Consider the following 13,830-nt stretch of genomic DNA (forward strand, 5'->3'; position numbering starts at 1 on the left):
TTTCATTCTTTTGATACAGCAATTTTTGAAATGAATTTACACCTCATTATTTCTTCAAAAACGCAATCCCAATTATAATCCCAATCACAATTCCGATTACTAAATTATTTGTAAAGTGCCCTTGAAATACACCAATTACAACCCCTATACCGACACCTATTGCCAAAGCATCATTTCTTTTTTTATTTTTAGCCAAAATTGCATCTCCTCCCATCATTTCTCCCTAAACAACATGCATTCACTTAAATGTATTAATATACGCACTATCTCGCTTGAATCTTTTCAAAAAATGCACTTTAACTTCATATATAATATTTTCCATTTTCTGTACATACTCCTTTTATAATGAAAAAATTTCAAGTAACCATTAAATATATATAGGCATTTACTATAAGAAAGATCCGTAATTTATTGAAGGGGGAACGATTCAAATGCATCCTCATTGGAATCGTTCCCCCCATCCTGTAAGGAATACATTGCATCATGATTCACAATATATGATGCAATGTATCGCAAGTCTTGAAAATCAATTAACTAAATTAATCTCATTAATCGAGGAAAATAATCAATTCATCAAATCAATGGAACAACAACAAAACCAAGTTTGCGCACCAGCTGGAGGTTCTGTTATCGTTCGTATGTGATCTGGATGCAATAAAAAACACACTTTGTATTATAAAAGTGTGTCTTTTGGTCATTATTTTCTTTTCGTATGGAACCCTTGTGTAATACGGTCTAATATAATTGCGATTACTACGATAGCTAATCCAGCTTCAAAGCCCATTCCGATATTAACTTGTGTTACAGAGCGATATACATCAACTCCAAGTCCTGGAGCTCCTACAAGTGATGCTGTTACTACCATAGATAAAGAAAGCATAATGCTTTGATTCACACCAGCCATGATTGTTCCAGTTGCGAGTGGTAATTGTACTTTAAATAATTTTTGTGATGCGGTTGAGCCAAATGCATTCGCTGCTTCAATTAAATCTTCTGGAACTTGTCTAATTCCTAAGTCAGTAAAACGAATTGTCGGTGGCATTGCAAAGATTACTGATGCAATAATCCCGGGTACTACACCTACTCCGAAAAATGTAATCGCGGGAATAAGATATACGAAAGCCGGCATTGTTTGCATAAAATCTAACGTTGGTTTTAAAAATTTTGAGAAACGCTCATTTTGAGATGCTAATATCCCAATTGGAATTCCGACAATAATTGAAATAATAACGGAAGTAAGTACGAGTGATAATGTTTGCATCGTTTGTGCCCAGTAGTTAATATTTAAAATAAATAATAACCCGATCAGTGTAAAAATGACTAAAGATACTTTTCTCGTTGTGTACCAAATAAGGAAACAAAGGATGATAATCATCAATATGGCTGGTATTATTGTTAAAAAATTAGTGAGTAAATCAACGAATCCGCCGATAATATAAGAGAACCCTCGGAATAAGCCTTCAAAGTGCTCATATAAACTTGCAACAAATGAGTCGACCCATTCCCCTAATGGAATACGTGGTATACTATTCATCGTCTTTCACCTCTTCCTCAATGTTTCCTGCAAGAGCTTGAATGACACTTTCACGTTTAATAATTCCTCTTAGCCTTTTCTTCTCATCGATTACTGGTAAGGGATATTTCATCTCTGCCATTTTTGCATATGTCTCTTCCAGTAAAGTATCCAAATACACATGCGGAATATCATTAAGTAATAAATCAGCAATCGGCCACTGTTTTTGTACTGCTTTACTCGCATCATCCGCAGTTAATATACCTAAAAACTCATACTTTTTGTTTACAACATATACAGTTGAGACGCCTGCATTCCTCATAATTTGAAGAGCCACACGAGGTCCACGATCAATTAATAAAGTTTCTGGTCGTTTTAAAATAGACTCAGCCGTAATTACTTTTCCTAAATTCACGTCCGCAACAAACTTTTCTACAAATTCATTTGCGGGGCTCATCATAATTTCTTCTGGCGTTCCAATTTGGACGATTTCTCCATCTTTCATTAATGCAATACGATCTCCAATTCGAAGCGCTTCATCTAAATCATGCGTAATAAATATAATCGTTTTTTCCATTTTATCTTGTAACTCTAACAATTCATCTTGCATTTCTTTTCGAATAAGTGGATCTAATGCACTAAATGACTCGTCCATTAGTAATACATCTGGATTATTCGTTAGTGCCCTTGCGATTCCAACGCGCTGCTGCATACCACCACTAAGTTGACTTGGATAATTATCTTTATGATGATCGAGTCCTACTAACTGTAGCGATTCTAACGCTTTTTTCTCTCGCTCTTCAACCGGAACTCCTTGTATTTCTAAACCATATGCAACATTTTGTATAACTGTACGATGCGGAAATAGAGCAAATTTCTGAAATACCATACTCATTTTCGTTCTTCTTACTCTCCGTAACTCTTCTTTTCCCATCGTTGCGATGTCTTCACCATCTATGTATATATGACCTGCAGTTGGTTTAATCAATTGATTTAACATACGAACTAGCGTAGATTTCCCGCTGCCAGACAACCCCATAATAACGAAAATCTCTCCAGAGTAAACTTCAAACGTTGCTTTTTTCACCCCAACGTTCATTCCTGTCTCTTTTAAAATTTCCGATTTACTTTTTCCTTCTTTTAATAAGGAAAGGGCTCTTTGCGGATGTTTCCCGAATACTTTTGTTACGTTTTCAACACGCACCTTTGTATTATCCATGTCACTACTCCTTTTCTACCCATCTATTCACATAGTGTTGCGATTTTACAAAGAAATATTACATAAAAATGACATTCATAAGATTTCTTTAAAATTCTCGTTTCCGTTCATAATAAGAATGCTTACTTATACATTTATTTTATAAGGCAAACGTTACTTAGGAGGTTTTCGATGCGAAAGAAAATTTGGTTTATATGCCTTGCATTATTTATTACTATGATTTTCACTTCATGTAATGCAACAAATGCAAATTCGAAAGGAAAAATTAAACTTGGTGTAACAAGTTGGAAAGAAAATATTGCAACTGCAAACATGTGGAAAGTTTTATTAGAAGAAAAAGGCTACAAAGTTGAGCTCATGTATTTAGAAAAAGCCGCAATTTGGACTGGTGTCGCTCGTGGCGATGTTGATGCGAATTTAGAAGTATGGCTACCAGTTACAGATAAACCGCTAAACGATCGTTATAAAGATGATATTGTCTTAAAATCAACATGGTACGAAGGTACTGGACTAGGTTTAGTCGTCCCTTCTTATATGAAAAACATAAACAGTATCGAAGATTTAAATGCTCATAAAGATGAACTAGATAATAAAATTGTCGGTATCGAACCCGGTAGTAGTCTTATGAATTTAACGAATAAAGCAATGAAAGAATATGATATAAAACTAAAACTTGTCCAATCTTCTGAAGCTGCGATGATGAGTGAACTAAAGAAAGCATATACAAAAAAGAAACCAATCGCTGTTACGCTTTGGAATCCGCATTGGGGTTTTTCAGAATTTGACTTAAAATATTTAAAAGACCCTAAGAAAGTATATGGTGAAAAAGATGACATTTATTACTCCGTTCGTAAAGGTTTCGAAAAAGATCACCCAGATGTTATAAAATACTTTGATAAATGGAAAATGAACGATGAACAGCTCGGTACGTTAATGGTCATGTTAAATAAAACAAAAGATCCTGAAGAGGCTGCGCGAAAATGGATTAAAAAAAATCAAGCATTAGTTGATGAATGGGTAAAGGATTAATAAAAAGGCTAGAGAATTAACATATCCTCTAGCCTTTTTCATCTTATTTTTTCGTAACAACGTCATCTACAATCCCATATGCCTTCGCTTCTTCTGCAGTCATAAAATAATCTCTTTCTGTATCATGTGCTACTCTTTCAATCGGTTGGCCTGTTTTTTCTGCAATCATTTTATTAATATCATGCTTTAACTTCAATATTCTTTTCGCAGTTATTTCAATTTCTGTTGCTTGCCCTTGTGCACCACCAAGCGGCTGATGAATCATAATTTCACTGTTAGGGAGCGCAAACCGTTTTCCTTTTGCACCTGATAATAATAACAATGCACCGAATGATGCCGCAAAGCCCATGCATAGCGTTTGCACATCTGGTTTAATTAAATTCATCGTATCTAATATTGCAAAACCTGCTGTCGTTGAACCTCCTGGGCTATTGATGTATAAATATATATCTTTTTCTGCATCTTCTGCTTCTAAAAATAATAATTGCGCTACGACACTACTCGCTACTTGATCGTTAATTTCTGAGCCGATAATAATAATGCGGTCTTTTAATAACCTTGAATATATATCATAGGAACGTTCTCCTAATTTTGTTTGTTCTACTACATATGGAATTGTATTCATTTTAAATTCCTCCAATACTTGTTATGCTGCGCAAAGCATACAACTGTAGGAAGAAGGGTTTTTCACATTAAATAATAACACTGGCTGTTTAGATGGTAACTTAGTAAAATCTATTGACGGAAGCAGTTTCGTTAATAATTCCGGTCTCTCTTCTCGAATAGACGTTACTACAACTTCCATATCATCTGTGAATTCGACTATCTCAATCCCTTCTTCACTTACAGTTTTCAGCCTATTTCTACTCCGAAATAAAGAAGCCTTTACTGCACCTTCTGATACAGAACACACTTTAGCAATATCAGCGATACTATATTGAAAAACATCTTTTAATAATAAAATTGCGGATTGCTGTACATTTAATGAAGACAATACTTTCCCTACCATTTCATGCAAATCTGCAATGTTCTCATGTGGTTCTTCAAAAGTGATTTGTTCTCTTATTTTTTCATGAACAGACTTAGACTTTATCTGATCTAACCAACGATTTCTTGCTATTTTATAGACGAGTGTCATACAAATATCTTTATTTCTATATTTTTGAAGCACTTTACACACTGTTTCTTGGGCGAGATCTTCCCCATCCCATTTGTTTTTCGTTAAAAAAGTACAGTATCTTTTTAACTCTCCATATTGTTCAATTAAAAAGTTTATATTTGAATGATTCATATCGATATGGTTCTTTAAAACATGAGTTACTTTTGTGCACAAAATAACCACTCCTTTTCAGCGCTTACTTAATAAACGATTCAACATTAAAAAAAGTTACGGGGATATAAAAAAATAATGTTTATGTTCAATAATTCGCGGTCATAAATATGTTATGTACAATTTTACGTGAGGAGGAACAAATTTGCCAAAATTAACAATTGAAGGTGCGGGAACTTTTGATGTGAAAGAAGGAACAAAGTTAGTATTAGCAATTGAAGATAGCGGTGTCAACATTCTTCATCGTTGCGGCGGGAATGCACGTTGCACAACTTGTAGAGTAGAAATACTAGCAGGTGATTTCTGTGAAGCGAGTGCGAATGAGAAACATGCAATGACGGAAAAAGGAATTGAAGATCATTTACGATTATCTTGTCAAATGCGTGTACATAAAGATATAGTCGTTCGTCCGGTACTTACAGTTGAAAATTCAGGTCTTGATGCTGGGCCACGTCCGGCGGAGTAAAGCGATGAATTTAAAACAGCTCGCTGGCGAATATGCTGCTAACTTTGTAAACGATGGCATGAAAATTGGGCTTGGTACAGGTTCTACTGTATATTGGACAATACAAAAATTAGGTGAGCGTGTAAAAGAAGGATTATCATTTCAAGCTGTACCAACATCAAAGGAAACTGAAGCATTAGCACAGCAACTAAATATCCCCCTAATTTCGTTAAACGACGTACAAAGTCTTGATCTTACAATTGATGGAGCGGATGAAATTGATTCAAATTTACAACTTATAAAAGGCGGTGGCGGTGCATTACTTCGTGAAAAAATCGTTGCCTCTTCCTCTAAAAAACTAATTATCATTGCTGATGAATCGAAACTTGTAACACATTTAGGTACTTTTCCATTACCTATTGAAATCATCCCTTTTTCATGGAAACAAACCGAAAATAAAATTCAGTCTTTAGGATGTCAAACAACATTACGTTTGAAAAACAATGAAACCTATATAACCGATAACAATAACATGATTATCGATTGTATATTCCCTAATCATATTTCTAATCCTGCCCATTTACACACTCAATTAAAAATGATTACTGGTGTAGTTGAAACAGGGTTATTTATAAGTATGACGAGTAAAGTAATTATCGGCGCTAAAAATGGGATAAAGGAATTGTAATAAAAGCTAACTTTTTAAAGTTGGCTTTTTAGTATGTTCTTCTCTTTATAGCGCTTTATTATGATATACTATGAAAACACAAGCTGATTACATTAGAAAGGACTGAATATTTTGCAATCCAAACTTATAACAGAACTTGCTGATTTAGAAACTGCCTTTCATATTCGAAAAGAAGTATTTGTAAAAGAACAAGGTGTCCCTCTTGCAGATGAATTCGATACATTCGATGAAATCGGAGAGCAATGTAAACATATTTTAGTTTATTATCATGAGCTTCCTGTAGGTACAGGGCGTATACGATTTGTTGATGGCGTCGGAAAATTAGAACGTATTTGCATTTTAAAAGATTATCGTACATACGGATTAGGTAAAGTCATCATTCAAACGTTAGAAGAAATTGCTCGTAACGAACAAGCTACAAAAGTGAAACTACACGGGCAAACACAAGCTGAAGGATTTTATAAAAAATTAGGTTATGAAACTTCTTCTGATATATTTATGGAAGATGGCATTCCGCATATACTTATGACGAAAGTGTTATCATAATAAAAAGGGTAGTATATGAATCTTATGTATTCATATACTACCCTTTTTTATAAATAGAAAAGTGAATTCTCAAGATTCCCTTTTGCATCAAAGCCCATCATCTCTTAGTTCATATCTCGGTAAAGCTTACACTGTTTTCCATAATGATAATGCATAAATCCAGTTCGGATCACCATTTCCTTGATAACTCTGGACTGCTTCATATACTTTTCCTTCGTGTAGAACTCTATCTCCCTTTTTATATGCTTTTTTTGCATCCCACGCTTCATATGAAGCGCTTTCGGTTTTTGTAGTAATTGTGAATATATCACTCTGTACGGATTCATTTCCAGCTACATCAACAGCTTTTACTACATATTTATAAGTAGTATTAGCGAGCAGATTTTTATCCATATAAGAAGCTGTATTGGATGTTGCAATCTTTTTCATTGATCCTTCTGTTTCTCTATAAATATCGTAATGGTCTACACCAATATTATCGTCAGATGGACTCCACATTAAATCCACACTTGACGCTGTCGTTCCCATACTATGTAATCCTTTTGGTTGTGTTGGTGCTTCTGTATCTGGAATCTCAACTGTTGTTTTTACTGTAAGCGCTGTACTTTCCTTCGATACATTGCCAGCTGCGTCAATTGCTTTTACAGTATAAGAGTATTCTGTGCTTGGTTGTAATTTCTTATCAATAAAATGAGTGCCTATTACTGTATCAATCATCTCTCCGTTACGGAAGATTTGATATCCTTTTACCCCTACATTATCCGTAGAAGCGTTCCATGTTAGTTCTACACTATTTGCTGTTACTTTTTGCGTCTGAAGTCCATTTGGAATACTTGGCGCTTCTATGTCTGGTTTCACATCATTAATAAGATTAACATCAATTACATTATAGAATGCATTTGCTGTATCAGCTACATCCCATACTGCTAAAATCACATGATATCCACTACGATCAGTAGGTACATTGATTTTATGAGTTAAATTATTTGAAGCTGCAGAACCATCATGTTGTACTGTTCCAATTGGTTCAAAATCTGCTCTTGTTAGCGCTTTATTTGGATTCCATCCTTTTTTAGTAATATAGTAATGCCACTTACTCGTTAAGTGAGGCGCAGTATACTTCCAAGTAAATGTATTTTCCCCACCAGTGATTGTATTTTTAAACCAACGATTTGCTGTTTGTTGATCTAAAATACTACCAAATTTTCCGCCTGCTGAAGCAATTTGTCCATCTACTGGACCACCTTGTGGGAACCCTTTTGGAGCTTCTAAACTTTGTGGTTCATACATAACACTTCCACAGTTTACATTTAGCGCACCATAAGTTGGACTACATAAAGCAGATCGGCTACCAGGCTTTTCAACAAAACCGTGCGCATAAGCATTTTGAGGAATAAGTGTCGTACTAATAATTCCAGCTGTTAATGCTACAGCTCCTAAACTTTTTTTGTTCATTTTCATATTTTGTAGTTGTTTTAAAAATCGATTATTCATGTTCATGTCTCCTTCTTGTTATACTTTGTAGTGGAATGTGGGCTTTGATGTAAAAGAATAACAAGAGACAAACTTGTACCGATGTATGTGTTAATTATGCATACACCGCAGTGAAATTATATTTTTCTTGTGAAATATTTCACTTTATGAATATATCATGACATAGAAATTACCTGAGTATGTGCAGAAGTTATGCAGAAACAGTGAAATTATTACTAACATGTAAAACTAAGTCCTAACATTTTAAAATAAAATTCGAATATATTTATCTATCATCTTTACTTCATAATTGACAATACATTTAACTGGTTAACTTTTATTCTTATACTTATATCTCTCAGTGCCTTAGTTTTAACCATACTAGATATTAAAAATAAGAATTATAAAGTTAAATAAAAAGCATCCTATTTAGATGCTTTTCTAATGTATAATTTCATTTTTTCACTGACCTACAAATATAAAAATTTCATCAACAGCTTCCTTATATCCACCTGATTTTTGGAAAGATTTCTTCAAATTCAAAGCAACTTCTTTAAATGACGGATTATTTAATACCATTTCTACACTTTCACTTAGTTGATCCGCAGTTAATCCTTTCATTTGTAATTTTATTCCTGCTCCAAGACTCTCCACTTGCTTTGCGACTACTGGCTGATCTGCACTTTGCGGTATTACAACGAGCGGAACCCCGTTATACAGTCCTTCATGCGCACTGTTCATCCCGCCGTGTGTAATAAATAGTTTCGTATATGTAAGCAGCTCAGTTTGGGGTACATAGTTTTTCACAATGAAGTTTTTAGGAATTTCGCCTAGATCACTTATTTTTGTTTTACTACCAATAGACATAACAATTGTATGCTCACTATTCTCAAAGGCCTTCATACACAGTTTATAAAAGTCAATCGCTTCATTAAAAACAGTACCTAATGAAATATAAATCGGACTTTTTTCTTCAATTGAAGTAAAATCAACGTCTCTGTTTTTCATTTGTGCAGAGATAGATGGTCCTACAAATTTATATGTTTCATCAAACGTATCACCAAAAGGCTGGAACTCCTTAATTGTATATACAATAGTAAGGGGTGCAGGATTACAGAAAACTTCATACGATGATTTTATTTCAACACCATATTTTTCAGTAATTCCCTTCGTTAAGTTTTGAAAATCATTCTGTATTTTATCATGAATTTCTACTGGGATATTTTTTGACAGATGACCTAACATTTGCTCAAAAGATTTTTCATCCTGCGCAAAAGATGTACATGAATTTATGGATGGCAATTTAAGAATTTGAGCAATTAAGTGCCCACAGCCAAACATAGAATCATGAATTATGTAATCAAAATGTTCACCTTCAATTTGTTCTAGAACACTAGGTATAACAACATCTGCTGTATGTAGAAGACCGTTTATTCTTTCCTGTAAATAATTTCTGCCTCCAGATAGAAACGCTTTTATAAATTTTTGATCGTCAATCGTTCGTACAGTAGCACCTGTCTTCTCAATTCGTTCCCTGAAAGCTTCTATTGAAAAATAAACGACCTCTTCACCGCGAGAAATCAACTCTTCTACAACTGGCAAAGTTGGATTTATATGTCCTTCTGATCCAGCGTTAATAAATAAAACACGCGCCATTATAAACACTCCTTACGTTAAATCATTTCTATGTTGGAAAAGTACGGATTCTCTCCATACTCTTTTCTTAGTTGTTCGTATCATATTCCTGCTAAATTGATCTAGCAAGTCTAAAACCGAGATCATCTATATGAAATGTAGGATGGCTTCGACGACGACAAGTAGCGCCGCACCCTCTCGCTGTTTCAGCCCAACTACCTCCACGAAAAATGCGGTATGATCCATACACTTTTTCATCATACAAATCATAGCACCATTCCCAAACGTTCCCTAGCATATCATAAAGTCCCCATGCATTCGGTTCTTTTTGGCCAACGTCATGAATCTCTCCATTTGAATTTTCATTATACCACGCTATATCATGAAGTTTTCCGTATGTATATCCGGTTGTACTTGCTTTACATGCATATTGCCACTCCGCCTCAGATGGTAATCGGTAGCCATTTGAATCTAAATTACATTTCACAATTTGACCACCATCACTAATAGAATAATATTCTTTTAATCCCGCTTTTTTTGAAAGTACATTACAAAACGCAATGGCATCGTTCCATGAAATATTGACAACTGGTTTATGATTTTTATCAAAATTATTTAATGTACTATTTGTAATAGCATCATATAGTTCCATTGTTACAGCATACTTTGCAAGAAGAAATGGTTGAATTTGTACTAGCCATTCTTTTTTTATTCGATCATCTCTTAATACTACCTCTCCAGCTGGAATATTGACCATTAATGAATAGATTAGTTGAATTAAATCGTTAGTCATTTTCTATTCCTCCAAACGTTCATTTTATATGAACTTAAAGTCATATATTCATTACAAAATACAATTTTCAAAAAGTGTTAAATTTTTCATAATAAAAAACGATTAGTTTTATTAAACTAATCGGTAAGATTCACAAAGAATTTTTGTGTTACATTCTATAATTATATGTGCTCTAAAAATTTCCGAACCTCATTTGGAGATTTTAAAACAATAACCTTTTTCTCTTCCGGCAATTGCTCTAACCCTTTTAAAATTGTAGGTCGTTTAGCATTAGGATATTCCCATATCCATTTAAAAAATTGCAAATCAAATCTTTCTTCACATCCCGCGCCCATATCTGGTCTTGTTTTATTCCGGTATTTTACAATTCTTTTAAAAGCACGATAAATACAAATTGTTCTATGAATATCAAGGAAGATAATTGTATCAGCTGCATTCAGTCTTATACCCATCGTCCCGCCATAATTCCCATCAATAATCCACTTCTCATCTTTAATTAAGTTATTTTGAACTGCTATTTGTTCTTCTCTCGGAACACCTTCCCAATTCGGTTTCCAAAATAATGCATCAAGATGATGCACCTTAATATTTAATTTATTTCCTAACTGCCTTGCTAATGTAGATTTTCCTGAACCACCAGAACCAATTAATATTATTTTTTTCATACCTTTACGATACCTTCTATAACTTCTTCAATAGTTTCCTTATTAGCTAAAATCCAGAAGAACATTTCTTCATTTAACTTTAATGAATCTGGTAACTGGACAAAATAAGCAATAAAGATAATTTGAATTGAAAGCATAACATACCAAATGGCTTTTAGTTCTTCTTTCGTTAAATCATTTTGTTTATAATAACCTTCAAAGACTTTGCTAACGATATGTAACCATTTCCCTCTTAATCTTTCATCACTAAATAGCTCGCTTAATATACTTGTACAGCAATAACATAAATCAAATATTTTTACATTATTTTCTAAAATCTCAAAATCTATAAACCCTTCCAGTTTATCATCTTTAAAGATTACATTTGATAGATGCATATCACGATGAATAATTTGTCTCGGTAATGGATGGACCGTTTCCTTGAAAGCTGCGTGCATTCGCTCCATCTTTTGAATTACCTCTCGATGAACATACTCATTCTTTTCTAAAATCGGTATAGCCCATTCAAATACCATCCTATATAAATCTCTTTTTATTAACTCATGGTCACTATTCACCGAATGTAATGCTTTGTGCAGATTAGCTATTTCTTCTCCAATTGTACTTGCTAGCCTTTCCAGCTTATTCGTATCTTTTATTTCTAAAACACTTCCGGCAACATACTCATATAAGCAATAATATTTTTCTTTATATAATACATATTGTTCATCATTTTCTGTCTTTACTACTCTCTGTACTTTAATTCCCTTTTCATACAGTTGCTTCAAAACATCGAATTCAACTAGAAGTTGCTTTATTGATCCTGTTTTCTTTAAAATATACTCTTTATTCTTGCATATAACCTTCGCTACTTTTTGTTGAATTACAGTAGCTGTGACATGTTCATTTTGAAACCAAAACTTTGCAATTTCCAGTGCTTGTTCCATTTACAAATACCCCTTTTACAATTCTTATGTCTTCCGAAAAATAACCTCACACAGTACTCCCACTCCAACACCAATTGTATAGGCCACTAAATCACTCCACAAAAAACCGTATCCCAACACGAGTCCGCCCAAAGTCGTTGCACGCATGCTATCTATCCATTCCGCATGATACAATTGGCTCGCTTCAATCCCGTAGCAAAACATTAAACTAATAAAAGCCAACTTCTTCGTCTCTGTTTTAGGAAACAAAAATCCAAAGCCAGTGAAAATCATTAATGCCCATAAAGCATCGCCTAAGTAATCATTTAATAGATGTGGTAGTGCAAAAGAAAACTTTCTTGAGCTAAGACCTAAAATAATAATAACTATAGTAAATAGTGCATATACTACTCTATTTCGTTTCGTATTCATTTTAAAGTCCCCTAATATGTAATGTAAAACTGTAAATAGCTAGTAAAACAAAGTTATTTTACTAGCTATTTATTAGTTGCTTTAATGATAAGAAAATGTGGATTCGTATTTAGATAATAATATGATTTTTCGTCTACTTCTTTCATTTTTTCAATTGCCTTCGGTTCTACTATCTCTTCTAATACAAAATAATTTGTAGTTTCATTTAGTATGTCTTGTAATGATCTTCTAAAAAACTTGACTTCAATAGTAATATTCGGTTTAACCCAAGTATCTATTAATAACTGTTTTTCAAAATAATTTTCACATGGAAACTTTGTGAAATCCATAAAAGGATGATGAATAGAATATATAAGTTCTCCACCTGGCTTCAATACACGACGAAATTCTTGAAATACTTGATTCCAATTTTCTATATAATGAAGAGTTAATGAACTTACAATCACATCATATGTATTATCTTTAAATGGCAATGTTTCTTGCAGATCATGACAAAGGAACGTTGCTTCTTCTCCTATATTTTCTTTTGCTGCTTTTACCATTTCAGGACTTACATCAATTGCTGTAACATTTGCTCCTCTTTTTATGAATTGAGAAGTATACCATCCAGCTGCACATCCAGCATCTAGTATCTTTTTTCCTTCTAGTTCCTTTGGAATAAGCTCCATCATCGCCGGTCTTTCATAATAACTGTTATATGGATTTGCGAAATCTAGATTTTCTTTATATGTACTCGCTAATTTATCATACGTATCTTTAATCGAATCTTTCATTACACACACTCCTAATACATATTAATCCATTAACTCCTGCTGCTTTTTCTTTGAAAATGATTGTAGTACTAAATCATACGACCAATCAATCATTTTATTAATTTGCTCCTGCACTATATCCTTATGAATATAAACAGTATTCCAATGTTTTTTATTCATATGATACCCTGGAATAATGGTTTCTGGATAATCTTCTCTTATTCTTAATGCGACTTCTGGATCACACTTCAATGTAATCGCAGCTTTTTCGCCTTCTTCATGATTTACTATCGCAAATATTTTATTATTAAGCCTCATACATGTTGCACTCCAACCATCTGGAGAATCTTCTGTCGCTTTTCTTTTCGATAAACAGTATGCTCTTGTTGCATTCATTTTAATTGG

Annotated in this window: 18 protein-coding genes; 5 read left to right on the forward strand and 13 right to left on the reverse strand. The window is 33.6% G+C overall.

Annotated elements, in window-relative coordinates; all coding sequences use genetic code 11:
* Positions 1–46: 46 nt before the first annotated feature.
* Complete coding sequence (locus ACX9TM_RS13955; RefSeq protein ID WP_000508401.1) at positions 47–214, reverse strand: glycine zipper domain-containing protein; 168 nt, start codon at positions 212–214, stop codon at positions 47–49.
* A 217-nt stretch (positions 215–431) separates the two neighbouring features.
* Between ACX9TM_RS13955 and ACX9TM_RS13960 the strand changes: the two genes are divergently transcribed.
* Positions 432–644 carry a hypothetical protein gene (locus ACX9TM_RS13960; protein ID WP_065382618.1) on the forward strand — a complete coding sequence of 71 codons (213 nt, stop codon included), beginning with the start codon at positions 432–434 and terminating at the stop codon, positions 642–644.
* Positions 645–697: 53 nt separating this feature from the next.
* On the opposite strand, the gene ACX9TM_RS13965 is transcribed toward ACX9TM_RS13960, so the two are convergent.
* On the reverse strand, positions 698–1,534 hold the full coding sequence (locus ACX9TM_RS13965; RefSeq protein WP_001084765.1) for an ABC transporter permease: 837 nt from the start codon (positions 1,532–1,534) through the stop codon (positions 698–700).
* The gene (locus ACX9TM_RS13970; protein WP_000370606.1) at positions 1,527–2,732 is read right to left on the reverse strand and encodes a quaternary amine ABC transporter ATP-binding protein; all 1,206 of its coding nucleotides are present in this window, start codon (positions 2,730–2,732) and stop codon (positions 1,527–1,529) included. Before ACX9TM_RS13970 ends, ACX9TM_RS13965 begins: the two co-directional genes overlap by 8 nt.
* A 171-nt stretch (positions 2,733–2,903) precedes the next feature.
* On the opposite strand from ACX9TM_RS13970, the gene ACX9TM_RS13975 reads away from it, so the two are divergent.
* Entirely contained in the window at positions 2,904–3,761 is an 858-nt protein-coding gene (locus ACX9TM_RS13975; protein ID WP_072770038.1) for a glycine betaine ABC transporter substrate-binding protein, read from the forward strand.
* A 43-nt stretch (positions 3,762–3,804) separates the two neighbouring features.
* On the opposite strand, the gene clpP is transcribed toward ACX9TM_RS13975, so the two are convergent.
* Positions 3,805–4,386: an ATP-dependent Clp endopeptidase proteolytic subunit ClpP gene (gene clpP, locus ACX9TM_RS13980; protein ID WP_001092372.1), complete on the reverse strand. Its 582-nt coding sequence runs from the start codon at positions 4,384–4,386 to the stop codon at positions 3,805–3,807.
* 21 nt (positions 4,387–4,407) lie between these two features.
* Entirely contained in the window at positions 4,408–5,094 is a 687-nt protein-coding gene (locus ACX9TM_RS13985) for an RNA polymerase subunit sigma-70 (protein ID WP_072770037.1), read from the reverse strand.
* Between the two features lie 142 nt (positions 5,095–5,236).
* Here ACX9TM_RS13985 and ACX9TM_RS13990 point away from each other — a divergent pair, with 142 nt between their 5' ends.
* From ACX9TM_RS13990 to ACX9TM_RS14000, 3 genes are all read left to right on the forward strand, one after another.
* On the forward strand, positions 5,237–5,557 hold the full coding sequence (locus tag ACX9TM_RS13990; RefSeq protein ID WP_001125388.1) for a 2Fe-2S iron-sulfur cluster-binding protein: 321 nt from the start codon (positions 5,237–5,239) through the stop codon (positions 5,555–5,557).
* Positions 5,558–5,561: 4 nt separating this feature from the next.
* Positions 5,562–6,224 carry a ribose 5-phosphate isomerase A gene (rpiA, locus tag ACX9TM_RS13995; RefSeq protein ID WP_001049991.1) on the forward strand — a complete coding sequence of 221 codons (663 nt, stop codon included), beginning with the start codon at positions 5,562–5,564 and terminating at the stop codon, positions 6,222–6,224.
* A gap of 111 nt (positions 6,225–6,335) precedes the next feature.
* A complete protein-coding gene (locus ACX9TM_RS14000; protein WP_065382634.1) occupies positions 6,336–6,770 on the forward strand; it encodes a GNAT family N-acetyltransferase in 435 nt (144 codons plus the stop codon).
* A 126-nt stretch (positions 6,771–6,896) separates the two neighbouring features.
* Here the strand turns inward: ACX9TM_RS14000 and ACX9TM_RS14005 are convergent, their stop codons facing one another.
* The 8 genes from ACX9TM_RS14005 to ACX9TM_RS14040 form a co-directional block, all read right to left on the reverse strand.
* On the reverse strand, positions 6,897–8,264 hold the full coding sequence (locus ACX9TM_RS14005) for a lytic polysaccharide monooxygenase (protein ID WP_072770036.1): 1,368 nt from the start codon (positions 8,262–8,264) through the stop codon (positions 6,897–6,899).
* A gap of 441 nt (positions 8,265–8,705) precedes the next feature.
* Entirely contained in the window at positions 8,706–9,899 is a 1,194-nt protein-coding gene (locus ACX9TM_RS14010) for a macrolide family glycosyltransferase (protein ID WP_065382519.1), read from the reverse strand.
* Positions 9,900–9,990: 91 nt separating this feature from the next.
* Entirely contained in the window at positions 9,991–10,671 is a 681-nt protein-coding gene (locus ACX9TM_RS14015; RefSeq protein ID WP_065382518.1) for a formylglycine-generating enzyme family protein, read from the reverse strand.
* 161 nt (positions 10,672–10,832) lie between these two features.
* Positions 10,833–11,336, reverse strand: coding sequence for a DNA topology modulation protein (locus ACX9TM_RS14020; RefSeq protein WP_000720556.1), 504 nt, complete (start codon positions 11,334–11,336; stop codon positions 10,833–10,835).
* Positions 11,333–12,262: a phosphotransferase enzyme family protein gene (locus ACX9TM_RS14025; RefSeq protein WP_077393154.1), complete on the reverse strand. Its 930-nt coding sequence runs from the start codon at positions 12,260–12,262 to the stop codon at positions 11,333–11,335. The genes ACX9TM_RS14020 and ACX9TM_RS14025 overlap by 4 nt, the downstream gene beginning before the upstream one ends.
* A gap of 24 nt (positions 12,263–12,286) precedes the next feature.
* Positions 12,287–12,673: a ribosomal maturation YjgA family protein gene (locus ACX9TM_RS14030; RefSeq protein WP_001093456.1), complete on the reverse strand. Its 387-nt coding sequence runs from the start codon at positions 12,671–12,673 to the stop codon at positions 12,287–12,289.
* Positions 12,674–12,738: 65 nt separating this feature from the next.
* The gene (locus ACX9TM_RS14035) at positions 12,739–13,446 is read right to left on the reverse strand and encodes a class I SAM-dependent methyltransferase (RefSeq protein WP_000655262.1); all 708 of its coding nucleotides are present in this window, start codon (positions 13,444–13,446) and stop codon (positions 12,739–12,741) included.
* 21 nt (positions 13,447–13,467) lie between these two features.
* Positions 13,468–13,821 (reverse strand): MmcQ/YjbR family DNA-binding protein, encoded by a 354-nt coding sequence (locus ACX9TM_RS14040; RefSeq protein ID WP_000994621.1) that lies wholly within the window; start codon positions 13,819–13,821, stop codon positions 13,468–13,470.
* Positions 13,822–13,830 lie beyond the last annotated feature (9 nt).

Source organism: Bacillus sp. LH1, from assembly GCF_057924895.1.

Coding starts and splice junctions, on each gene's coding strand:
- ACX9TM_RS14010 (WP_065382519.1), bottom strand. CDS start 9,899: ATGGCGCGTGTTTTATTTATTAACGCTGGATCAGAAGGACATATAAAT.
- ACX9TM_RS13955 (WP_000508401.1), bottom strand. CDS start 214: ATGGGAGGAGATGCAATTTTGGCTAAAAATAAAAAAAGAAATGATGCT.
- ACX9TM_RS14025 (WP_077393154.1), bottom strand. CDS start 12,262: ATGGAACAAGCACTGGAAATTGCAAAGTTTTGGTTTCAAAATGAACAT.
- ACX9TM_RS14030 (WP_001093456.1), bottom strand. CDS start 12,673: ATGAATACGAAACGAAATAGAGTAGTATATGCACTATTTACTATAGTT.
- ACX9TM_RS14020 (WP_000720556.1), bottom strand. CDS start 11,336: ATGAAAAAAATAATATTAATTGGTTCTGGTGGTTCAGGAAAATCTACA.
- ACX9TM_RS14035 (WP_000655262.1), bottom strand. CDS start 13,446: ATGAAAGATTCGATTAAAGATACGTATGATAAATTAGCGAGTACATAT.
- ACX9TM_RS14005 (WP_072770036.1), bottom strand. CDS start 8,264: ATGAATAATCGATTTTTAAAACAACTACAAAATATGAAAATGAACAAA.
- ACX9TM_RS13975 (WP_072770038.1), top strand. CDS start 2,904: ATGCGAAAGAAAATTTGGTTTATATGCCTTGCATTATTTATTACTATG.
- rpiA (WP_001049991.1), top strand. CDS start 5,562: ATGAATTTAAAACAGCTCGCTGGCGAATATGCTGCTAACTTTGTAAAC.
- ACX9TM_RS14015 (WP_065382518.1), bottom strand. CDS start 10,671: ATGACTAACGATTTAATTCAACTAATCTATTCATTAATGGTCAATATT.
- ACX9TM_RS13970 (WP_000370606.1), bottom strand. CDS start 2,732: ATGGATAATACAAAGGTGCGTGTTGAAAACGTAACAAAAGTATTCGGG.
- ACX9TM_RS13960 (WP_065382618.1), top strand. CDS start 432: ATGCATCCTCATTGGAATCGTTCCCCCCATCCTGTAAGGAATACATTG.
- clpP (WP_001092372.1), bottom strand. CDS start 4,386: ATGAATACAATTCCATATGTAGTAGAACAAACAAAATTAGGAGAACGT.
- ACX9TM_RS13965 (WP_001084765.1), bottom strand. CDS start 1,534: ATGAATAGTATACCACGTATTCCATTAGGGGAATGGGTCGACTCATTT.
- ACX9TM_RS14040 (WP_000994621.1), bottom strand. CDS start 13,821: ATGAATGCAACAAGAGCATACTGTTTATCGAAAAGAAAAGCGACAGAA.